General features: G+C 68.5%; 17 protein-coding genes and 1 tRNA gene. 12 read left to right on the forward strand and 6 right to left on the reverse strand.

Annotated elements, in window-relative coordinates:
- Nucleotides 1–534: 534 nt before the first annotated feature.
- The 5 genes from FBQ73_RS13560 (at nt 535) to FBQ73_RS13580 (ending at nt 6,758) form a co-directional block, all read left to right on the forward strand.
- On the forward strand, nt 535–1,794 hold the full coding sequence (locus FBQ73_RS13560; protein WP_138400115.1) for an N-acetylmuramoyl-L-alanine amidase: 1,260 nt from the start codon (nt 535–537) through the stop codon (nt 1,792–1,794).
- 110 nt (nt 1,795–1,904) lie between these two features.
- Nucleotides 1,905–3,062 carry a lycopene beta-cyclase CrtY gene (gene crtY / locus FBQ73_RS13565; protein ID WP_138400016.1) on the forward strand — a complete coding sequence of 386 codons (1,158 nt, stop codon included), beginning with the start codon at nt 1,905–1,907 and terminating at the stop codon, nt 3,060–3,062.
- Complete coding sequence (locus tag FBQ73_RS13570) at nt 3,059–4,573, forward strand: phytoene desaturase (protein WP_138400017.1); 1,515 nt, start codon at nt 3,059–3,061, stop codon at nt 4,571–4,573. Before crtY ends, FBQ73_RS13570 begins: the two co-directional genes overlap by 4 nt.
- Nucleotides 4,570–5,505: a phytoene/squalene synthase family protein gene (locus FBQ73_RS13575; RefSeq protein WP_138400018.1), complete on the forward strand. Its 936-nt coding sequence runs from the start codon at nt 4,570–4,572 to the stop codon at nt 5,503–5,505. The genes FBQ73_RS13570 and FBQ73_RS13575 overlap by 4 nt, the downstream gene beginning before the upstream one ends.
- Nucleotides 5,502–6,758 (forward strand): glycosyltransferase, encoded by a 1,257-nt coding sequence (locus tag FBQ73_RS13580; protein ID WP_138400019.1) that lies wholly within the window; start codon nt 5,502–5,504, stop codon nt 6,756–6,758. Before FBQ73_RS13575 ends, FBQ73_RS13580 begins: the two co-directional genes overlap by 4 nt.
- Before the next feature lie 78 nt (nt 6,759–6,836).
- Here FBQ73_RS13580 and FBQ73_RS13585 read toward each other — a convergent pair whose 3' ends face one another.
- From FBQ73_RS13585 to pabB, 3 genes are read right to left on the reverse strand one after another with little or no spacing between them, the layout of a single operon-like run.
- Nucleotides 6,837–7,388 (reverse strand): GNAT family N-acetyltransferase, encoded by a 552-nt coding sequence (locus FBQ73_RS13585; RefSeq protein WP_138400020.1) that lies wholly within the window; start codon nt 7,386–7,388, stop codon nt 6,837–6,839.
- Nucleotides 7,389–8,180 (reverse strand): aminotransferase class IV, encoded by a 792-nt coding sequence (locus tag FBQ73_RS13590; RefSeq protein WP_138400021.1) that lies wholly within the window; start codon nt 8,178–8,180, stop codon nt 7,389–7,391. It lies immediately after the preceding gene.
- Complete coding sequence (gene pabB / locus FBQ73_RS13595) at nt 8,177–9,568, reverse strand: aminodeoxychorismate synthase component I (RefSeq protein WP_246089697.1); 1,392 nt, start codon at nt 9,566–9,568, stop codon at nt 8,177–8,179. Before pabB ends, FBQ73_RS13590 begins: the two co-directional genes overlap by 4 nt.
- A gap of 266 nt (nt 9,569–9,834) precedes the next feature.
- Here pabB and FBQ73_RS13600 point away from each other — a divergent pair, with 266 nt between their 5' ends.
- Together FBQ73_RS13600 and FBQ73_RS13605 are read left to right on the forward strand one after the other, a co-directional pair.
- A complete protein-coding gene (locus FBQ73_RS13600) occupies nt 9,835–10,581 on the forward strand; it encodes an AzlC family ABC transporter permease (RefSeq protein ID WP_246089698.1) in 747 nt (248 codons plus the stop codon).
- On the forward strand, nt 10,578–10,925 hold the full coding sequence (locus FBQ73_RS13605; RefSeq protein WP_138400023.1) for an AzlD domain-containing protein: 348 nt from the start codon (nt 10,578–10,580) through the stop codon (nt 10,923–10,925). Before FBQ73_RS13600 ends, FBQ73_RS13605 begins: the two co-directional genes overlap by 4 nt.
- A gap of 240 nt (nt 10,926–11,165) precedes the next feature.
- On the opposite strand, the gene glnA is transcribed toward FBQ73_RS13605, so the two are convergent.
- Together glnA and FBQ73_RS13615 are read right to left on the reverse strand one after the other, a co-directional pair.
- The gene (gene glnA / locus FBQ73_RS13610) at nt 11,166–12,581 is read right to left on the reverse strand and encodes a type I glutamate--ammonia ligase (protein WP_138400024.1); all 1,416 of its coding nucleotides are present in this window, start codon (nt 12,579–12,581) and stop codon (nt 11,166–11,168) included.
- A gap of 45 nt (nt 12,582–12,626) precedes the next feature.
- On the reverse strand, nt 12,627–12,965 hold the full coding sequence (locus FBQ73_RS13615) for a P-II family nitrogen regulator (protein WP_012115561.1): 339 nt from the start codon (nt 12,963–12,965) through the stop codon (nt 12,627–12,629).
- A 222-nt stretch (nt 12,966–13,187) separates the two neighbouring features.
- Between FBQ73_RS13615 and FBQ73_RS13620 the strand changes: the two genes are divergently transcribed.
- A complete protein-coding gene (locus FBQ73_RS13620) occupies nt 13,188–14,678 on the forward strand; it encodes an NAD(P)H-hydrate dehydratase (protein WP_281278810.1) in 1,491 nt (496 codons plus the stop codon).
- Between the two features lie 49 nt (nt 14,679–14,727).
- Here the strand turns inward: FBQ73_RS13620 and FBQ73_RS13625 are convergent, their stop codons facing one another.
- A complete protein-coding gene (locus FBQ73_RS13625) occupies nt 14,728–15,987 on the reverse strand; it encodes a multicopper oxidase family protein (RefSeq protein WP_138400025.1) in 1,260 nt (419 codons plus the stop codon).
- 447 nt (nt 15,988–16,434) lie between these two features.
- On the opposite strand from FBQ73_RS13625, the gene FBQ73_RS13630 reads away from it, so the two are divergent.
- The 4 genes from FBQ73_RS13630 (at nt 16,435) to clpX (ending at nt 20,424) form a co-directional block, all read left to right on the forward strand.
- Nucleotides 16,435–16,519: transfer RNA gene (locus FBQ73_RS13630), tRNA-Leu, on the forward strand.
- A gap of 152 nt (nt 16,520–16,671) precedes the next feature.
- The gene (gene tig / locus FBQ73_RS13635) at nt 16,672–18,030 is read left to right on the forward strand and encodes a trigger factor (protein WP_138400026.1); all 1,359 of its coding nucleotides are present in this window, start codon (nt 16,672–16,674) and stop codon (nt 18,028–18,030) included.
- An 85-nt stretch (nt 18,031–18,115) separates the two neighbouring features.
- The gene (clpP, locus tag FBQ73_RS13640) at nt 18,116–18,751 is read left to right on the forward strand and encodes an ATP-dependent Clp endopeptidase proteolytic subunit ClpP (RefSeq protein ID WP_138400027.1); all 636 of its coding nucleotides are present in this window, start codon (nt 18,116–18,118) and stop codon (nt 18,749–18,751) included.
- Between the two features lie 404 nt (nt 18,752–19,155).
- Nucleotides 19,156–20,424: an ATP-dependent Clp protease ATP-binding subunit ClpX gene (gene clpX / locus FBQ73_RS13645; RefSeq protein WP_138400028.1), complete on the forward strand. Its 1,269-nt coding sequence runs from the start codon at nt 19,156–19,158 to the stop codon at nt 20,422–20,424.
- Nucleotides 20,425–20,723 lie beyond the last annotated feature (299 nt).

Genomic DNA, 20,723 nt, shown 5'->3' on the forward strand with positions numbered 1-20,723 from the left:
CCCAGATCGTCCCTTGCGGCTCTTCGGCTGAGGCGGCCGGTGGGGCTGTCGCATCGAGCGCCGGTCGGGCGCTCACCACGGGGCTCCACGAAAGTGGTCGAGCCGCCAGCGGCGATGGGAGTGTTCCCGCACTTCCGGGCATCCGGCGCGCTCAGCGGCCCGCCCGGGATCGAAGAAACACTGTCCTGCGGCAGCCGCGGCAGCCGGGGCCGAAGGGCCTGTTCCGGAACGCGAACTGTGTACCCCACCATTCTTACCCGCCCAACTTCCTGCTTGGCAAGGTTTATGCGTCCTCTTCCTCGTTTCCGTAGGCTATAACGCTTCATCAACGGAGCGTTTACGGACCCCGCCTTAAGCCTGCCGTCCTTCAATGTCCCGATCCTGCGATCGAGCCAAGATGGGATGCCCATGGACCTGCGCCCCGAGCTGCGCCCTGAGCTGCACCCGGATCCGAACCGCAGGCCTGGCCGTGCCCTGATGCCGGCCGCGACAAGGCTCCGCAACGGTTTGCCCGCTGCATTTCTGGGCGTGCTCATGCTTGCGGCATCTCTTCTGGCCCCCGCGCCGCTGCGCGCCGGGGAGGTTGATGCGCCGGCGCAAGCTCAGCCGGTGGCGGAAAAACCGGTCGATGGAGGCCCCGCCACGGCGCGGGATGCCCGCCTTGCGGGCGACGCCCAGCGCACGCGCCTCGTGATCGATCTCGATCGGGCTGTGGAATTTCACGCCTTCACCCTTGCCGAGCCCTACCGGGTGATCCTCGATCTGCCGGAGGTCGCTTTCGCGCTGCGGCCCGAATCGAACCAGCTGAAACGGGGACTGGTGGCCGCCTACCGGTTCGGCGTGTTCGCGCCGGGCAAGGCGCGCATGGTGCTGGAGGTGACCGGGCCGGTGGCCATCGACAAGGCCTTCGTGCTCGATCCGGTGGACGACCAGCCCGCCCGCCTGGTGGTGGACCTGGTGAAGACCGATCCCGACAGCTTCGCCCGCACGGCGGCGCGTTCGGCCGCCCAGCGCACCGCCTTGCCCGCGACCCCCATTGTGCCGCCGGAGACCGGGGACACGCGGCCCGTGGTGGTGCTCGATCCCGGCCATGGCGGCATCGATTCGGGCACGACCGGCTATTCCGCCTTCGCCGAGAAGAACGTGGTGCTGGAAACCGCGCTCGCTGTGCGCGATCTGCTGGAGCGCTCCGGGGCCTATCGCGTCGTCATGACGCGCTCCACCGACACCTTCGTGCCGCTGGGGGAGCGGGTGCGCATCGCCCGCGCCCATCGCGCCGACCTGTTCGTGTCGTTCCACGCCGATGCGCTCGCCCGCGGCGACGGCCAGGCCCGGGGCGCCAGCGTCTACACCCTGGCGGAGACCGCCAGCGACGCGGACGCTGCCCATCTGGCGGAAAAGGAGAACAAGGCCGACCTTATCGCCGGTGTGGACCTCTCCGACGAAAGCGACGAGGTGGCGGGCATCCTGGTGGACCTTGCCCAGCGCGAGACGCGTAATTTCTCCGCCTTGCTCGCCCGCACCCTGGTGGGCGCCATGAAGAGCACGGTGCGCTTCCACCGCTCGCCCCTGAAGTCCGCCGGCTTCCGGGTGCTGCGCGCCCACGACGTGCCGTCCGTGCTGCTGGAGATCGGCTACATGTCCAGCAAGGAGGACCTGAAGCTCCTTACCTCGCCGGAAGGGCGCGTTCGCATCGCCGAGACGGTGGTGGTGGGCATCAACCAATTCTTCGCCCAGAAGGCCGCCGGCCTGCATGCCGCCGCCGACGACGACAAGGCCGCCGTGCCGCGGTGAGCGGCGTTGCGACCACCACGCCGGCCCGGCATGCGGGCACCGGGGGTGACAGGGGCGGGCGTGGCGGCTATTGCCCTTGCGGGGGGCAAAGCAGGAGCGGCGCGAAGGGCATGGACATCGTCTTCGTCGGCGCCGGACTTGCCAATTGCCTGATGGCCGCGCGCCTCGCCGCCCAGCGCCCCGGCCTGCACATGCTGCTGCTGGAAGCCGGCGAAAGCGTGGGCGGCAACCACAGCTGGTCCTGCCACGACAGCGATCTCACCGCCGACCAGCGCGCCTTTCTGGCCCCCTTCCAGAGCTATCGCTGGGCCGGGCACGGGGTGCATTTTCCCGCCTTTTCCCGCACGCTCAAAGGCGGCTACGCCACCATTTCCTCCGAGCGCATGGCCGAGGTGATGAACGAGCGCCTGTGCGCCGCCATCCGCACCAATGCCCGCGTCGCCCATGTGGCGGCCGACCATGTGGTGCTGGAGGGCGGCGAGCGCATCGACGCCCGCGCCGTGGTGGATGGGCGCGGCCCGCGCGCCTCGCGCCATCTCGACCTCGGCTACCAGACCTTCCTGGGGCAGGAACTGCGCCTGTCGCGGCCCCATGGCCTCACCCGCCCCGTCATCATGGATGCGCGGGTGGAGCAGTTGGGCGGCTACCGCTTCGTCTATGTGCTGCCGCTGGACGACGACACGCTGCTGGTGGAAGACACCTATTATGCCGACGGCCCGGAGCTTCCCACCGATGCGTTGCGCGGCCGCATTTCCGCCTATGCCGCGGCGCAGGGCTGGGTGGTGGACTATGTGGTGCGGGAGGAGGACGGCATCTTGCCGATTGCGCTCGGCGGCGACATCGACGCCTTTCTCGGCGAGATACCTGCGGGCGTGGCGCCGGCGGGGCTGCGGGCGGGCCTGTTCCACCCCACCACCGGCTATAGCCTGCCCGACGCGCTGGCGCTCGCCGACACCGTGAGCGCGCTTGCCGACCTCTCCGGCCCCGCTTTGTCGGCGGCGATGCGCGCCCATGCGGCGGCGGCGTGGAACGGGCGCGGCTTCTTCCGCCTGCTCAATCGCATGCTGTTCCGCGCCGCCGATCCGGAGCGGCGCTATGCCATTCTCCAGCGCTTCTACGGGCTGTCGGAAGACCTGATCGCCCGCTTCTACGCCGATCGCCTCACCCTTGCCGACAAGGCGCGCATCCTTTCGGGCCGCCCGCCCGTATCGGTGTTCAGGGCGCTCTCCTGCCTTGTTGAGACGAAAGCCGCACCCGGTTCCCCATGATGCTCGATGCCACCAAGACCATCCGCCGTGCCGCCGTCATCGGGTCCGGCTTCGGCGGGCTCTCCCTCGCCATCCGCCTGCAGGCGGCGGGCATCCGCACCACCGTGTTCGAGCAGCGCGATAAGCCCGGCGGACGCGCCTATGTCTATGAGCAGGACGGCTTCGCCTTCGATGGCGGCCCCACCGTCATCACCGATCCCACCTGCCTTGAAGAGGTGTTCGCCGCCGCCGGCCGCAAGCTGTCCGACTATGTGGAGCTGATGCCGGTCTCGCCCTTCTACCGGCTCCTGTGGCCGGACGGCCGGCAGTTCGACTATGTGAACGACCAGGCCTCGCTCAACGCCCAGATCGCCACCTTCGACAAGGCGGACGTGGAGGGCTATCGCCGCTTCCTCGCCTATTCGCAGGCGGTGTTCGAGGAGGGCTATCTCAAGCTCGGCGCGGTGCCGTTCCTTGAATTCTCCAGCATGATGAAGGCCGCGCCCAAGCTGGTGAAGCTGGAAGCCTGGCGCTCGGTCTATGCCATGGTCTCGCGCTTCATCCGCGACGATCACCTGCGGCAGGCCTTCTCGTTCCATTCCTTGCTGGTGGGGGGCAATCCGTTCTCCACCTCGTCCATCTACGCCCTCATCCATGCGCTGGAGCGCAAATGGGGCGTGTTCTTTCCGCGCGGGGGAACCGGCGCGTTGGTGCGGGGCATGGTCAAGCTGTTCACCGACCTCGGCGGCGAGATCCGTCTGTCGAGCCCGGTGGATGAGATCGTGGTGGAAGGCCAGCGCGCCACGGCCGTGAAGCTCAAGAGCGGCGAAACCCTGCCTTTCGATCTCGTCGCCTCCAATGCGGATGTAGTGCACACCTATCGCCACCTGTTGCGCGGGGCGGCGCGCGGGCGCTCGGAAGGGGCGCGGCTGGCCAAGTCGCGCCATTCCATGTCGCTGTTCGTGGTCTATTTCGGGGCGCGGCGCACCTGGGACCATCTCCAGCACCACACGGTGCTGTTCGGTCCGCGCTATCGCGGCCTGGTGGACGAGATCTTCAAGGGGCCGAAGCTGCCCGACGACTTCTCGCTCTATCTCCACGCCCCCACCGTGACCGACCCGTCGCTGGCGCCGGAAGGCTGCACCGCCTTCTACGTGCTCTCGCCGGTACCGCACCTGGGCAAGGCGGACATCGACTGGGACAAGGAAGGTCCACTTTATCGCGACCGCATCCTCGCCCATCTGGAAGAGCGGCTGCTGCCTGGGCTGCGCGACAGCCTCGTCACCTCGCGCATCCTCACCCCGTTCGGCTTCCGCGATGAGCTGTCTGCCCATCAGGGCTCGGCCTTCTCGGTGGAACCCATCCTCACCCAGTCGGCATGGTTCCGGCCGCACAACCGCGATGCCAAGATCGGGAACTTGTACTTTGCCGGGGCCGGCACCCATCCGGGGGCGGGCGTGCCGGGGGTGGTGGGCTCGGCCAAGGCCACGGCGGGGCTCATCCTCGCGGACCTCGGTGTGACGCCCCGATGAACGCGCCCGCGCCCGCCGTCCTCGGCGCCAGCGAGGAGGCCATCGCGAAGGGGTCCAAGAGCTTCGCCGCCGCCGCGCGCCTGTTCGGCCCGCGCATGCGGGAAGACGCGGTGATGCTCTATGCCTGGTGCCGCCATTGCGACGACGTGGTGGACGGGCAGGAGCTGGGGCACGGCCGGGTTTCCAGCGCCGCCTCGCCCGCCGAGCGGCTCGACGGCCTCTATGAGGAGACCCGCAACGCCTATCGCGGCGCGCCCTCCACCCACCCGGCCTTCGCCGCCTTCGCCGAGGTGGTGAAGCGCAACGATATTCCCGAGCGCTACCCCCTCCAGCTGCTGGAGGGCTTCCGCATGGATGTGGAGGGCCGGCGCTACGAGAGCCTCGATGACACGCTGATCTATTGCTACCACGTGGCCGGCGTGGTGGGCGTCATGATGGCCCTCATCATGGGCGCACGGGATGAGGTGGTGCTGGACCGGGCGAGCGACCTCGGCCTCGGCTTCCAGCTCACCAACATCGCCCGCGACGTGATGGAGGATGCCGCCATCGGCCGCATCTACCTGCCCGCTTCCTTCCTCGCCGAGGCTGGCGTTCCGGAAGCTAGGATCGCCGCGCCGGAGCATCGCGCGGCGGTGGCCGGCGCGGTGGCGCGGCTGCTCGACGTGGCCGAGCCCTATTACGACCAGGCCCTCATCGGCATGGCCGCCCTGCCGTTCCGCGCGGCGGCGGCGGTGGGCGCGGCACGCGGCGTCTATCGCGCCATCGGCGTCGAGGTCCGCAGGCGCGGGCCGAAGGCGTGGGATTCCCGCGTTTCCACCTCCACGGCCCAGAAGGCCGGCTTTCTCGCGGGTGGCCTCGCGCAGGCCCTCGCCACGCGGTTCAAGGGCGCGCCGCCGCCCCGTCCCGCGCACCTTTGGACGCGTCCTCAATGACCCATTTCGCCGTCGTCGCCCCGCCGCTGCCGGGGCATATCAATCCGCTGCTGGTGCTCGCCCGGGAGCTTACCGCGCGGGGCCATCGCGTCACCTTCGTACACATGGCCGATGCCGCCCGGCTCATAGCCGGCAAGGGCGCCGAGTTCGCGCCTGTGGGCGAGAAGGACTACCCCGCCGGCGCCCTCGACGCCTATGTGGCGCGCCTTGCCGCGCCCACCGGCCTGTTCGGCCTGCTCGGTACCCTGAAGGTCACGGCTGCGCAGACCGACATGTTGTGCCGCGACCTGCCCGGCGTGCTGAAGGCCATCGGCGCGGACGCGGTGATCGCCGACCAGACCGAGGCGGCGGGCACCCTCGTGGCCCGCCATCTCAAGCTGCCCGTTGTCTCCACCGCCACCGCGCTGCCGCTGAACCGGGAGATCGGCGTGCCGCCGCCCTTCGTGCCCTGGCGCTATGATGCCAGCGAGCAGGGCCTCGTGTGGAACAAGGGCGGCTACCGCATCACCGACCTGTTGATGCGGCCCATGCGCCGGGTGCTGGAGCGCCACGGCGCGGCCTTTGGGCTCGATCCGTTCGCGGACGGCGGCTTCTCGCCGCTTTTGACCGTGGCGCAGATGCCGAAGGGGCTGGACTTTCCGCGCTCCGAGCTGCCCGCCACCTTCCACTACGGCTCGCCCTGGCGCGACGGCGCCGTCGTGCCGCGCATGGATCTGGCCCTGCCCCACGTGGAGGGCATGCCGCTCCTGTTCTGCTCTCTCGGCACCCTGCAGGGTGGGCGGATCGACCTGTTCCACAAGGTGGCGTTCGCGGCGCGGGACGTGGGGGCGCGGCTGCTCATCGCCCATGGCGGCATGCTGTCGGACGAGGAGGCGGCCCAGCTCTCGGGCCTCGCCGAGGTGCGCTCCTTCGTGCCGCAGCAGGAGGTACTGAAGCGCTGCGCCGCCGCCGTGCTCCATTGCGGAATGAACACGGTGCTGGACGCGCTGGCCGAAGGGGTGCCGCTGGTGGCCATGCCCATCGCCTTCGAGCAGCCGGCCACCGCCGCCCGCCTCGCTTATGCCGGCGTGGCTGAGGTGGTGCCGGCCGGCCGCGCCAGCCGCGTTCGCCTCGCCAATGCCTTGAGGGCGGTGCTCACCGTGCCGGATTATCGCCTTGCCGCCCGGCGCATTGCCGACGAGATGGCGGAAGGCGGCGGGGTGAAGCGTGCTGCCGATCTCATCGAGCAGGCAGTGGCGGGGGCGGGCGCCTGAGGCGGCAGGTTCAGTGCTATCGGCCCCCTCTCCCGCGTGCGGGGGAGGGTTTCCGGCGCGCCCGGTCGCAACGGGGGTTTAGGCCGAGAAGTATTTGGCTCTGAGCCGGTAGAGCACCTGCCGCCGTAGGGGATGGCCCAGGGGAATGGTGGGCAGGTCGAAATCCCCATCCGCGTCCCACACCATGCCGAGGCGTTCCATCACAGCACGCGAGCGCCGGTTGGCGGGGACGGTGATGGCGACGATCTCCTCCAGCCCGAGAGTCTGGAAGCCGAAGCCGAGGGCCGCCCGCGCCGCCTCGGTGGCGTAGCCATGGCCCCAGAATGCGGGATCGAACCGCCAGCCGATCTCCACCGCCGGGGTGAAGTGCTCGTCATAGGGCACGTGCACGAGGCCGGCATAGCCGGCGAAGTCCGTCACGCCGGGCGCCTCCACCACCCACAGGCCGAAGCCGTGGCGGGCGAAGTGCGCTTCCGCCCGGTCCGCCACCGCGTCGCTGGCAGCGCGGTCGGGCACCGGCATCAGGAATTCCATGGTGGCGGGGTTGGACTGCATGCGCCACAGGCCGTCGCGGTCTGCCGGCCGCCACGGGCGCAGCACCAGCCGCTCGGTGCTCAGGACCGGCGCCACTCAGGCCCCCGGAATGCGCGCGCGCAGCTTTTCTGCGACCGCGCGTCCAGTCACCTCGTGCCCCTCCAGCGCCGCGACGGAGCGGATGCCCAGCGCCGAGGTGAGGAAGATTTCTTCTGCCCGGCTGAGGTCGTCCGGTGTCAGAGGCCGTTCGCCCGCGCCCTCGGCCAGCACCGCCGCGCGCATGATGCCGGGCAGCACGCCTTCGGACAGGGGCGGGGTGAGGAGATCGCCGCCGATCACTGCAAACAGATTGGCGATGGAGGTCTCCGCCACCCGCTCGCGCGTATTGAGCAGCACCGCATCGTCCGCGCCGCGCCGCGCCGCCTCCTGGCGGGCGAGGATATTGTCGAGATAGTTCAGCGACTTCACCTGCGCCAGCGGCGAGCGATCATTGCGGCGGGTGCCCTGCGCGATCACGAGGCGCGCGGGCGGCGCCGGAGCGGGCAGGGGAGCGGCGGTGATGACGAGGGTCGGGTTGGGCTCGGCCGGGGGCAGCACGCCGCGCGGGCCGGTGCCCCGGCTGAGGGTGAGGCGCAGCGCGCCTTCCGTTAGGGCGTTCGCCTCGGCCGTCGCGGCAAGGGCGGCGGCAAGATCGAGCGCGGGAAGGGGCAGGCTGAGCACGCCGGCCCCGGTGGCGAGGCGGGCGAGGTGGGCCTTAAGCCGCAGCACGGCGCCTTGGCGCACCCGCATGGTCTCGAACAGGCCGTCACCGAGGGTGAAGCCCCGGTCGAACGGCGAGAGGTGCGCATCTTCCTGCGCGACGAGGCCTGTGCCGAGCCAGAGCTTCATGATGCGTCCCCCGACAAGGCCCGCAGCATGGGCGAGAGCTTCACCAGGCTCTCCTCATATTCGTCTACCGGATCGGAATCGGCCACGATGCCGCCCCCCGCCTGGGCCAGCAGCGTATCGTCGGCGCGGGTGATGGTGCGGATGACGATGGAGGAATCCATCGCCCCGTCGAAGCCGATCCAGCACACCGAGCCGCAATAGACCCCGCGCGGCACCGGCTCCAGCTCGTGGATGATCTCCATGGCCCGGATCTTCGGCGCGCCGGTGATGGAGCCGCCGGGAAAGCAGGCGGTGAGCAGGTCCACCGGGCCGAGGCCGTCCTTCAGCCGGCCCTCCACCACCGACACCAGGTGATGAACGCTGGCGAAGGTCTCCAGAGCGCACAGGGCCGGCACCTTCACGCTGCCCACCTTGCAGACCCGCGAGAGATCGTTGCGCAGCAGGTCCACGATCATCAGGTTTTCCGCCCGGTCCTTGGGCGAGGCGAGGAGGGCGGCGGCAAGCCGCGCGTCCTCCTGCGGGTCCAGGCTGCGGGGGCGGGTGCCCTTGATGGGCCGCGTCTCCACCCGTCCGTCGGGATCGAGGGACAGGAAGCGCTCCGGAGAGGCACTGAGAACGGCAAGGTCCGGCCCCGCGCGCAGGAAGGCAGCGAAGGGGGAGGGCGAGAGCGCGCGCAGGCGGGCATAGAGAGCAAGGTCGCTGAGGCCCCGCGGCCGCGCCGCGCGCATCTGCTGGGTGAGGTTGGCCTGGAAGATGTCGCCGGCGCGGATGTATTCGATCACCCGCGCGATGGAGGCTTCCACCTGCGTGCGCGGCTGTTCCGGCACGAAGCGGCCGGTGAGGGAAAAGTCGGGCGCCGGCGCGGTGGCGGGGGCGCTGTCCAGCCGGCGGCGGACGGCGTCGGCCCGCGCCTTTGCTCGCTCCTTGGCGGCGGCACCATGCTCCGGCCGGCCGGTGGAGACGATGTAGGCGCGGCGCTCCAGCCGGTCGAAGGCGAGCACCGTATCGTAAAGGCCCAGCACCAGTTCGGGAATTGCCGGGGTCGCCGGGCGGGGGGCGGGCAGGCGCTCCAGGTGGCGGCCCAGCTCATAGCCCAGATAGCCCATGGCCCCACCGCGAAACGGCACCGGGGAGGGTTCGGCCGGCACCGCATTGGCCGCCAGGGCGACAGCCAGCACGTCGAACGGATTTCCAGGTACGAGCCGCCCGTCCACGCGCACGCCGTCGGCCGCGCTGGTGATGACCTGGAACGGATCGGCCCCCAGATAGGACCAGCGCGCCCGCGCATCGCCCTCCGCTGCGCTGTCGAGGAAAGCGCAATAGGGCGCATCGGCGAAGGCATGGAGGGCGGCGAACGGGTCGCGGTACGGAATGTCAACGATAAGCACGGCAGGGCGACCGATTCGAAACGCTGGGCACAAGATGGCGCCCCCAGCCCGCGGGGGCAATGCGCGATGGTCGGGATGGCGTCGCGGCTCTGGCATGCGCCGCCATTTCCGGTCTGGGTGATGCACAGCTACCCCACGGCTGCATGGCCGCCGAGGTTCGCCTGCGTGAAGGCGCCTTCCCACGCCACAAGCATGTGCTATGGCAGTAATCACTGGCCGGCGCGCTTGCGTCCGGCCAAAGAAACCGTGTCCGGAACGAGCCCCGCGTGTCCGCCCCGCCTGACTTCCATCCCGCGCATCATGCGCCGGCCGTCTGGTTCCTGAAGGGCCTGAAGGCCGGCCTGTCGGTGCCTGCCATCGTGCTGTTCGCGAGCTATCTCGGCTTTGGCGCGGTGCTCCAGAGCGTGGGCTTTCCCATCGGGGCGGGGCTCGTCTCCACGCTCCTGGTGTGGGCGCTGCCGGCGCAACTGATCCTCATCGGCGGAATCGCGGCGGGCACCGCCCTGCCGGCCGTCGCGCTGGCGGTGGCTATTTCCTCCATTCGGCTGCTGCCCATGGTGGTGTCGGTGGCGCCCTATATCCGTGGTCCGCGCCGCAGCCTGTTCTGGGAGTTGGTGAGCGCCCATTACGTGGCCATGACCGTGTGGCTCGAGGGGCTGCGGATGTTGCCCCATCTGCCGGGGGAGGCGCGGCTGCCCTTCACCCTCGGGCTTGGCAACATGCTGGTTTCCATCAGCATGATGGGCACGCTCGCCGGCTTCCTCGTGGCGGGCGAGTTGCCGACGCCGCTGGCCGCGGGCCTGCTGCTGCTGACCCCGCTGTCCTTCACCGTGCTTATGGTGCGCAACGCCACAGGGCCGACCGACTGGCTGGCGCTGGCGGCGGGCTTCCTTCTCATGCCGGCGACGCTGCGATTGGAGGGCGGCCTCGACCTGATGATCGCCGGCATCGGCGGCGGCACCTTCGCCTATGTGGCCGGCCGGCTGCTGGAGCGCCGGCGGAGGCCGTCATGACGGGCGCAGCCATGAGCGAGGGTGCAGCACTGCTGATCGTGGTGCTGGTGGGCTTCCTGCCCACCGAGATCTGGCGCTCGCTGGCGGTTCTCGCCGGGCGGAGGCTGGAGGAGGGCAGTCCCGTCTTCCACTGGGTGAAGGCGGTGGCCACGGCGCTTCTGGCCGCTGTGGTGGCGCGGCTGCTGTTCGCGCCTGCCGGCGCGCTCGCCGCCGTGCCGCTGATGCTTCGGCTGGGGGCGGTGGCGGGTGGCGTCGCCGGTTTCCTCGCCTTCCGCCGCTCGGTGTTCGTCGGGGTGCTGGTGGGCGAAATTCTGCTGATCGCCGGGATCATGCTGTCCCACTGAGGCACCGGAGCGCATCCGGGGGACCCACGCCTCGGACACGAAAGCCCCCCGGGGGGAGGCGCCCAGGGCCTTCGCGAAAAAGAAGGGGCGCCCCGAGAGGCGCCCAGGGCCTTCGCGAAAAAGAAAGGGCGCCCCGAGAGGCGCCCTGGAGGAAGGTCATGAAGACCGTACCTGTTAAAATGGCCCAAAAAGCCGGCCGGGAAAAGACCGGTCCGACCCAGGGCCGGACCGGCGGGATCATCAGACCGAGTAGTACATCTCGAACTCGACCGGGTGCGGCGTCATTTCGAAGCGCATCACCTCGGTCATCTTCAGCTCGATGTAGGACTCGATGAAGTCCTTCTGGAACACGTCGCCCTTGAGCAGATACTCGTGGTCGGCGGCGAGCGAATCCAGGGCCTCGCGCAGCGAGCCGCAGACCGTGGGGATCTGCTTCAGCTCGGCGGGGGGCAGGTCGTACAGGTCCTTGTCCATGGCCTGGCCGGGGTCGATCCGGTTCAGGATGCCGTCCATGCCGGCCATGAACAGGGCCGCGAAGGCGAGGTAGGGATTCGCGCCGGGATCGGGGAAGCGGACCTCGACGCGCTTGGCCTTCGGGTTGTTGGTGTAGGGGATGCGGCAGGACGCCGAGCGGTTGCGGGCCGAATAGGCCAGCAGCACCGGAGCCTCATAGCCCGGGACCAGCCGCTTATAGGAGTTGGTCAGCGGGTTGGTGAAGGCGTTCAGCGACTTGGCATGCTTGATGATGCCGCCGATGTACCACAGGCAGTAGTCGGACAGGTCCGCATACTTGTCGCCGGCGAAGAGCGGCTTGCCGTCCTTCCAGATGGACTGGTGGACGTGCATGCCCGAGCCGTTGTCGCCGAACACCGGCTTCGGCATGAAGGTCGCGGTCTTGCCGTAGATGTTGGCCACCTGGTGGATGCAGTACTTATAGACCTGCAGGTGGTCGGCCATGGTCACGAGCGAGCCGAACTTGAGGCCGAGCTCATGCTGGGCGGAGGCCACCTCGTGGTGGTGCTTCTCCACCTTGGCGCCCATCTTGGCCATGGCGGCGAGCATCTCGGAGCGCATGTCCTGCGCTGAATCGATCGGGGGCACGGGGAAGTAGCCGCCCTTGGTCTTTACCCGGTGGCCGAGGTTGCCGCCCTCATATTCGGTGTCGCCGTTGGTGGGCAGCTCGACCGAGTCGAGCTTGAAGCCCGTGTTGTACGGGTCCGCCTTGAAGCGCACGTCGTCGAAGATGAAGAACTCGGCCTCGGGGCCGAAATAGACGGCGTCGCCGATGCCGGTGGACTTGGCATAGGCCTCGGCCTTGCGGGCGATGGAGCGGGGGTCGCGGCCGTAGGGCTGGTTGGTGGTCGGCTCCAGCACGTCGCAGACGATGGAGAGCGTGGTCTCCGCGAAGAAGGGGTCGATGCAGGTGGTGGCCGGATCCGGCATCAGCAGCATGTCGGATTCGTTGATGGCCTTCCAGCCGGCGATGGACGAGCCGTCGAAGGCGGTGCCTTCGGTCAGGAACTCATCGTCGACCATGGAAATGTCGAAGGTAACGTGCTGCCACTTGCCGCGCGGATCGGTGAAGCGCAGATCGACGTATTTCACGTCCTCGCTCTTGATCAGGTCGAGGACGTCCTTGGCCGTCTTGGTGGTCATGGGGGTATTACCTTTCTGCTGGCACGCAGGTTTTTATTGGACGCGTCAAATCGCGTCGAGGCCGGATTCGCCGGTGCGGATGCGGATCGCCTCCTCGATGGACGAAACGAAGATCTTTCCGTCTCCGATCCGTCCGGTCTGGGCCGCGCGGCGAATGGCGTCGACGGCCCGGTCTACCATATCGTCGGAGAGCACGACCTCGATTTTCACCTTCGGCAGGAAATCGACCACATATTCCGCGCCGCGATACAGCTCCGTATGGCCCTTCTGCCGGCCGAAGCCCTTGGCCTCGGTGACGGTGATGCCTTGCAGTCCCACGTCCTGGAGGGCCTCTTTCACTTCATCGAGCTTGAAGGGCTTAATGATTGCCTCAATCTTCTTCATCCGCTCCGTCTCCCCTGACCCGTCCACCGCCGCTGGTCGAGCCGGCAGAATTTAAGCAGGATATGTGCCATCCATACGCCCAAGTGCCTATGCGGACCAGTACCTTAGGTGAAAGCAGTTTTGCTCATGAAATAGGCGTTATGACTTCAAAATAGGCATTCTAAATCTTCATTGCATGCGTTTGCTGAGTATCAACTGGGCATAAGAGGGGCAAGGCAGCACGTGCACGCACTTCTCGATCCACAGGAAATGGGCCAGGCGGATCGACTCGCCGCCGAAATGGGCACGCCATCCTTCACGCTGATGGAGCGGGCCGGGACCGCCGTGGCCGATGTGGTGGCGCGCTTTCCGCTGCCGACTCGCGTCGTCGTCTTGTGCGGGCCCGGCAACAATGGCGGTGACGGCTTCGTCGCGGCGCGGGTGCTGACCCAGCGCGGCTTCCGGGTCCGCGTCGCCTTGCTGGGCGAACGCGCCCGCCTGACCGGAGATGCCAGGCGCGCCGCCGAACGCTGGCGCGGGACGGTGGAGGAGCCGGCTGTCCTCGACCTCACCGAGGCTGGGGTGATCGTCGACGCCCTGTTCGGTGCCGGCCTTGCCCGCGATCTCGACGGGGCGGCCAAGGCGCTGGTGACGCGCATGGCGGCCTCGGGCCGTCCGATCGTCGCCGTGGACCTGCCCTCCGGCCTTGATGGCGCCACGGGCAAGGTGCGCGGCGCGGCGGCGCAGGCGCAGGAAACGATCACCTTCTTCCGCCGCAAGCCCGGCCACCTGCTGGAGCCGGGGCGCAGCCTGTGCGGGCGGGTACGGGTGGCCGACATCGGGATTCCCGACGCGGTGCTGGATGTGATCAGGCCTGCCACCTCCGTGAACATGCCCGATCTGTGGCGCCCGGTGTTCCCGCTGCCGTCGGCCCTGGGCCACAAATATGATCGCGGCCATGCGGTGGTGGTGAGTGGCGGCGCCTGGACCTGCGGTGCCGCCCGTCTGTCCGCGCGTGGAGCATTGCGGGCCGGGGCGGGGCTGGTGACGGTAGCCCTGCCGCCGGATGCCCTGCCGCTGCACGCTGCCTCCTATGCCGCCATCATGCCCCGTCCCATGGCCTGCGACGACGATCTCGCCGCCCTGCTCGCCGACCGGCGGCTCGGTACGGTGGTGCTGGGGCCGGGCCTCGGCCTGGGGGCGGCGACGCGGGCGAAGATCGACATCGCCGCGCCGGGCCGACGCCTGGTGCTGGATGCGGACGCGCTCACCTCCTACGCCGGCGTGCCCTGGGCGCTGGCGGACGTTGCCGCGCGCACGGCGGGCCTCATCATCACCCCCCACGAGGGCGAGTTCGCCCGCCTGTTCGCCGGGGATCGGGCGGTGCTGGAAGCGCCCTCCAAGCTGGCGCGCGCTCGGGCGGCGGCGGCGCGGCTGGGCGCAGTGGTGGTGCTGAAGGGGGCGGATACGGTGGTCGCGGCCCCCGACGGCCGCGCCGCCATCGCCGAGAATGCGCCGGCCTATCTCGCCACCGCCGGTGCCGGAGACGTGTTGGCCGGCATGGCGGGAGGGCTTCTGGCGCAGGCCATGCCGCCGTTCGAGGCGGCGGCAGCCGCTGTGTGGCTGCATGGCGAGGCCGCCCGCGCCGCCGGGCCGGGCCTCGTGGCCGACGACCTGCCGGAGGCGCTACGCGAGGTCTACCGTCGGCTGTACGAGCTGTTCGGGGTGCGGTGAACCCGACGGCTTTCGGCCGTCCTCCTCGCTCTTTGGAGGTTTTTGGGCCTCAGGCCGTTACCTCATAGGTCTTGGAAACGACGACCTCGCCGTCGCCGCCGCGCTGGCCGACGATGGACCACGTGCCCGGCTGGGCGGCGCGGAACGCCACCCGCACCGTGGATTTCGACGGCACCGGAACGGTGTCGTGCCACCAGGGCCGCCAGCCGTCATAGACATTGTCCAGCAGGCGCACGGGATGGCCGGCGATATAGACCGACACCGGCGCGTCGAGGCTGTTCACCAGCGTCAGCACCACGCTCTTGCCCGCCTTCACCGTGCCGAGGGAAGCCGCGCCCGCCCCCGGCTTGTCGCCGATGGGCAGCTCGATGCGCAGGGCATCCTTCAGGGGAATCTCGGCCGGCAGGTCGTTGGGCGGCAACGGCGCCGGCGGGCCGGCAGGCGGCGTGCCACCGGCGCCCACCGGTGTCACCACGGCTAGCCGGATGGGGTCCTGGGTGGTCTCGATCTCGATGATGGTGGCGTCGGCGTCGTCCAGCGTCGTGGCCACATCCACCCGGCCGCCGGGGGCGATCTGGATGCTACCGTCCTTCAGTTCGAAGGGCTCGGATACCGGCTGGCCGTCCACCGCGATGGCATAGCTCGCCGGCCCGCGGATCTTCAGGCGCAGGAACAGTGGCGTCGCGTTCACGAGGCGCAGCCGCGCCCGCCCGCTCGCCGGACCCTGAAAGGTGGGCGAGATGGCGCCGTTGACCGGGAAAATGGGCATCCCGCTTTCCGGCGGGAAGGACTGGATGAACAGCAGGTGGTCCGCCGCATAGGCCGGCGGGCCCGCCTCCTCCACCACCAAGGCGCCGGCCAGGGCGCGGCGGGCGAGGCTGGGTGAGGTGGCATGATACCAATAGGTTCCGGCATCCGTGGGGATCAGGCTCAGGCTGGCGCTTTTGCCGGGCGCCACGGCCGCGAGCGCGGGTGAACCCGCCGGGAGGCGCACGCCCTGCCATGTGAGGGCGACGCTTTCCTTCAGGCCGTTGGCGAGGGAGACATTCAGCGCGCCACCCTTCTTCACCCGCAGCACCGGGCCGGGGAGGCCGCCGTTGAACAAGGCGAGCGGCCCCGGCCCGGCCAGCTCCGGCAGGCTGCCTTCGGCGGCGGTGAGCGTTGCCGGCGGGCTCGCCTGGGGAACCGGCGGCGGCACGGCGGCCGGCGATTGCGCGAGCGCCGGGACGAGGGCGCCCGCCGCGCCGGACAGGGAGAGGGCTGCAGCACCCTTGAGGACGGTGCGTCGGGAGGGAATCGGCGTCGTCACGCGGCGTCTCCTGGCAGGGTGCGTGGACCTTCATACGTGGCCGAAAAAAGGGCAAGCGGCTTTCCACCGCTCATTTGCGCGCCCGGGGCGGCAATCTCTGCCTTGGCCGGCCCGGCTGATGCGGGCCAAAGGCTTGCGGGCAGGTCGCCAGCGCGCGCGGATGCGGCGCCGGGCAGCTGCAGCAACGGGCAGGAGGGTGCCATTTTGTTGCTGCATGCGCGCGCCGTCATGATATAAGCCGCGACCCGATCCATACGTGCACAGCCGTGCGCGTGCGGTCGAACCTCTATGGTGCGCGTCCCGGATCGCGCGTCTCCGATTGGACGTTTCCGTGATGGAGCGTTTCCGTGGCGGAGTGCTTCGGGGTCTGCTGTCCGGTGCTCTCGAGGGCGCATCCGGCGGCGCGTGCGCCCTGCGGATGTGGGGTCTCGCGGACGTAGCGGACTTGCGGGCGTGGCGGAACTGGTAGACGCGCGGGATTTAGGTTCCCGTGACGCAAGTCGTGGGGGTTCGAAACCCTCCGCCCGCACCATGTTTCCGGTTCGCCGGGCGCTGCGAGGTTCGTGCGCCATGAGGTGTGGGACGTGCCGTGCGGCCTTTGGCGGGATGCCGGGGGATCTGCGGCGCCGAAACCGGTTTTGAACGTTTTCCGCGCCATGCGCGACAGGATGTGAAGGCAAGACGATGCAGGTGACCGAGACCCAGGCCGATGGCCTCAAGCGCGCGTTCCGTGTGGTGGTGTCCGCCGCCGACCTCGACGCCAAGGCCAATGCCAAGCTGGCCGAGCTCAAGGGCCAGGTGAAGCTCAACGGCTTCCGCCCCGGCAAGGTGCCCGTGGCGCACCTCAAGCGGGTCTATGGCAAGACCGTCATGTCCGAGGTGATCGAGCAGACGGTCAACGAGACCAACGGCAAGATCGTCGAGGAACACGGCTTCAAGCTGGCCCTCCAGCCCAAGGTCAAGCTGCCCGAGGAAGACCCCCAGGCCCAGGGCCTGCTGGATGGCGGCAAGGATCTGGCCTACGACCTCGAGATCGAGATCCTGCCCAAGATCGAGCTGGGCAACTTCAAGGACATCTCGGTGGAGAAGCTCGTGGTGGACGTGGCCGACGCGGAGGTCGACGAGACCATCCAGCGCATCGCCGACGCCAACCGCCCCTTCGTCACCCGTGAAGGCGGCTATGCCGAGAACGGCGACCGCGTCACCATCGACTTCACCGGCTATGTGGACGGCGAGAAGTTCCCCGGCGGCGAGGGCCAGGACATCGACGTCCTGCTCGGCTCCAACAGCTTCATCCCCGGCTTCGAGGAACAGCTCCTCGGCGTCTATGCCGGCGACAACCGCACCCTCAATGTGACCTTCCCGGAAGGTTATGCGGCCAAGGAACTGGCCGGCAAGGCCGCCACCTTCGAGGTGACGGTGAAGTCCGTGGCCGCCCCCGGCCCCCTCGCCCTTGACGACGAGTTCGCCAAGACCCTGGGCCAGGAAAGCCTGGAGAAGCTCAAGGAAATGGTGCGTGCGCGCATCGTCAGCGAGCACGCCGGCGCCGCCCGTCAGAAGGTGAAGCGCGCCCTGCTCGACGCGCTCGACGCCACCCACCAGTTCGTGGTGCCGGAAGGCCTCGTGGAGCAGGAATTCTTCGGCGTGTGGAGCCGGGTGCAGGAAGACCTTGCCGCCCAGAACCGCACCTTCGCCGACGAGGGGACCACCGAGGAGGAGGCCCGCGCCGACTACCGCAAGATCGCCGAGCGCCGCGTGCGCCTCGGCCTGGTGCTTGCGGAAATCGGTGAGCGCAACAATATCCAGGTCTCCGAGGACGAGGTGACGCGGGCGGTCGTGGAGCGGGCTCGCCAGTTCCCCGGTCAGGAGCAGCAGGTGTGGGAATATTATCGCCGCAACCCTGAAGCCCTGGCCTCCGTGCGCGCCCCCCTGTTCGAGGAAAAGGTCGTTGATTTCCTCCTGGAGCTCGCCAACGTGACCGAGAAGACGGTCACCAAGGAAGAGCTCTACAAGGAGGAAGAGGAAGACGAGAAGGCGGCCTGAGGGCCAAAGTCCGCCTTCGTCCTGCGACGATATTGCGCGGCACGCCCTCCGGGGCGTGCCTTCGCCCGCGCCCCGAGGACTGACGATGCGTGATCCTGTCGATACTTATATGAATTATCTCATCCCCATGGTGGTCGAGCAGACCAACCGCGGGGAGCGGTCCTACGACATCTTTTCCCGCCTCCTGAAGGAGCGCATCATTTTCCTCACCGGCCCGGTCGAGGACGGCATGTCCACCCTCGTGGTGGCGCAGCTGCTGTTCCTGGAAGCGGACAATCCGAAGAAGGAAATCTCGATGTACATCAACTCCCCCGGGGGAGTGGTGACATCGGGCCTCGCCATCTACGACACCATGCAGTTCATCAAGCCTGCGGTGTCCACGCTCTGCATCGGCCAGGCCGCCTCCATGGGCTCGCTGCTGCTGACCGCCGGCGAGAAGGGCATGCGCTTCGCCCTGCCCAACGCCCGAATCATGGTCCATCAGCCGTCGGGCGGCTTCCAGGGCCAGGTGACGGACATCATGCTTCACGCGCAGGAGATCCTGAATCTCAAGCGCCGACTGAATGAAATCTATGTGAAGCACACCGGGCGCTCGATGGAGAAGATCGAGGACGCCCTGGAGCGCGACAACTTCATGACCGCCAAGGCGGCGCTGGACTTCGGCCTCATCGATTCCGTGATCGACCAGCGCCCCACCGACGAGACGTCGAAGGCGGCGTGATCCGGGCCGACGCAGGGGGTTCTCGAAATGCCCCCCTTGCGTGCGGTGCAAGATCGCGCTTGCATGTCGTTAAGCCGGCATCGGATGCCGCGTAACCGGCCCTCGCCCAAAAGGCGGGGGCCGCTGCGTTCAGGGGTCTTCACATTTCGGCAGGACCCCCGGGATCACGATGCGGTCGACGGCGCGATAAGGGCGCGGCGGGTCCGGTTGGTTGCTTTCCGGCACTGTGTCGCCTGGGGAATGTCGCTTCCCCGCCTTGATCGTGTCGTCTCGGGGTGGTTGGTTCGCATGAACCGATCACCGTTTCGGGATTGGCTAGATTTTTGCTTGGTCCAATCCCCATATGTGACGCTAACGAGACGGGTGCGTTTCGCGTCCGGTTCGGTAGATGGTAGGAGACGAAGATGAGCAAGACCGGCGGCAGCGACAGCAAGAACACGCTTTATTGCTCGTTCTGCGGCAAGAGCCAGCACGAGGTCAGAAAGCTCATCGCCGGACCGACTGTGTTCATCTGCGACGAATGCGTCGAGTTGTGCATGGACATCATCCGGGAAGAGTCGAAGTCCTCTCTGGTGAAGTCGCGGGATGGCATCCCCACCCCGAAGGAGATCCGCAAGGTCCTCGATGACTATGTCATCGGCCAGGATCACGCGAAGAAGGTCCTGTCGGTGGCGGTGCACAACCACTACAAGCGCCTCAACCACGCCTCCAAGCACGGCGACGTGGAACTCGCGAAGTCCAATATCCTGCTGATCGGGCCTACCGGCTCCGGCAAGACGCTGCTCGCGCAGACCCTGGCGCGCATTCTCGACGTGCCCTTCACCATGGCCGACGCCACCACGCTGACCGAAGCCGGCTACGTGGGCGAGGACGTGGAGAACATCATTCTCAAGCTGCTCCAGTCAGCCGACTATAACGTCGAGCGGGCACAGCGCGGCATCGTCTACATCGACGAGATCGACAAGATCAGTCGCAAATCCGACAATCCCTCCATCACCCGCGACGTGTCGGGCGAGGGCGTGCAGCAGGCGCTGCTGAAGATCATGGAAGGCACGGTGGCCTCGGTTCCCCCCCAGGGTGGCCGCAAGCATCCCCAGCAGGAATTCCTGCAGGTGGATACCACCAACATTCTGTTCATCTGCGGCGGCGCCTTCGCCGGCCTCGACAAGATCATCTCCTCGCGCTCGAAGGGGTCCACCTCCATCGGCTTCCAGGCCAAGGTGGCCCCGCCCGAGGATCGCCGCCCCGGCGAGGTCTTCCGCGAGGTGGAGCCCGAGGACCTGCTGAAGTACGGCCTTATCCCCGAGTTCATCGGCCGTCTGCCGGTTCTGGCGACGCTGGGTGACCTCGACGAGGAGGCCCTGAAGAAGATCCTCTCCGAGCCGAAGAACGCGTTGGTGAAGCAGTACCAGCGCTTGTTCGAGATGGAGAATGTGGACCTGAGCATCCACGAGGAGGCCCTCGGCGCCATCGCCCGCAAGGCGATCGAGCGCAAGACTGGCGCCCGTGGCCTGCGGTCCATCATGGAGAGCATCCTCCTCGACACCATGTTCGACCTCCCTGGCCTTGAAGGGGTGGAAGAAGTGGTGATCTCGCGGGAGGTCGTCGAGCAGAGTGCGCGTCCGCTTTATATTTACGCGGACCGTGTCGGCGACGCCGGCGCCAGTGCGTGACGGCGTCCGCCCCATGCCGCGCTCCCGGCCTCACGGCACGGGGGCGGGCCGGGGCGTGGTCCGGAAGCCGGGCCAGACAGGGGGGATGACGGAACAGGCTCAGGCCCGGTTCCGCCCTCGCCCGAACCCGGTTAACGGGGTGCCCTTGAAACGGGCAGGTTGCGTGTCCATCTACTTTTCGACAGTTCCGGTCTCGGGGGTCGGACCTCGTGCCTCCTGCGGCTCACGCCGCTTCAGCATTGAAAATCCACGCCCGTCTCCGGCCGCGTGCACGCGCGGCAGCGCCCAGTTGTGCGCTT

The sequence above is a fragment of the Xanthobacter autotrophicus genome (assembly GCF_005871085.1).
Taxonomy (GTDB): Bacteria; Pseudomonadota; Alphaproteobacteria; order Rhizobiales; family Xanthobacteraceae; genus Xanthobacter; species Xanthobacter autotrophicus.

What these genes read in the sequence shown, in the direction of transcription:
- FBQ73_RS13560 (WP_138400115.1), top strand. Translation starts at nt 535, where the DNA reads ATGCTTGCGGCATCTCTTCTGGCCCCCGCGCCGCTGCGCGCCGGGGAG.
- crtY (WP_138400016.1), top strand. Translation starts at nt 1,905, where the DNA reads ATGGACATCGTCTTCGTCGGCGCCGGACTTGCCAATTGCCTGATGGCC.
- FBQ73_RS13570 (WP_138400017.1), top strand. Translation starts at nt 3,059, where the DNA reads ATGATGCTCGATGCCACCAAGACCATCCGCCGTGCCGCCGTCATCGGG.
- FBQ73_RS13575 (WP_138400018.1), top strand. Translation starts at nt 4,570, where the DNA reads ATGAACGCGCCCGCGCCCGCCGTCCTCGGCGCCAGCGAGGAGGCCATC.
- FBQ73_RS13580 (WP_138400019.1), top strand. Translation starts at nt 5,502, where the DNA reads ATGACCCATTTCGCCGTCGTCGCCCCGCCGCTGCCGGGGCATATCAAT.
- FBQ73_RS13590 (WP_138400021.1), bottom strand. Translation starts at nt 8,180, where the DNA reads ATGAAGCTCTGGCTCGGCACAGGCCTCGTCGCGCAGGAAGATGCGCAC.
- FBQ73_RS13605 (WP_138400023.1), top strand. Translation starts at nt 10,578, where the DNA reads ATGACGGGCGCAGCCATGAGCGAGGGTGCAGCACTGCTGATCGTGGTG.
- glnA (WP_138400024.1), bottom strand. Translation starts at nt 12,581, where the DNA reads ATGACCACCAAGACGGCCAAGGACGTCCTCGACCTGATCAAGAGCGAG.
- FBQ73_RS13615 (WP_012115561.1), bottom strand. Translation starts at nt 12,965, where the DNA reads ATGAAGAAGATTGAGGCAATCATTAAGCCCTTCAAGCTCGATGAAGTG.
- tig (WP_138400026.1), top strand. Translation starts at nt 16,672, where the DNA reads ATGCAGGTGACCGAGACCCAGGCCGATGGCCTCAAGCGCGCGTTCCGT.
- clpP (WP_138400027.1), top strand. Translation starts at nt 18,116, where the DNA reads ATGCGTGATCCTGTCGATACTTATATGAATTATCTCATCCCCATGGTG.
- clpX (WP_138400028.1), top strand. Translation starts at nt 19,156, where the DNA reads ATGAGCAAGACCGGCGGCAGCGACAGCAAGAACACGCTTTATTGCTCG.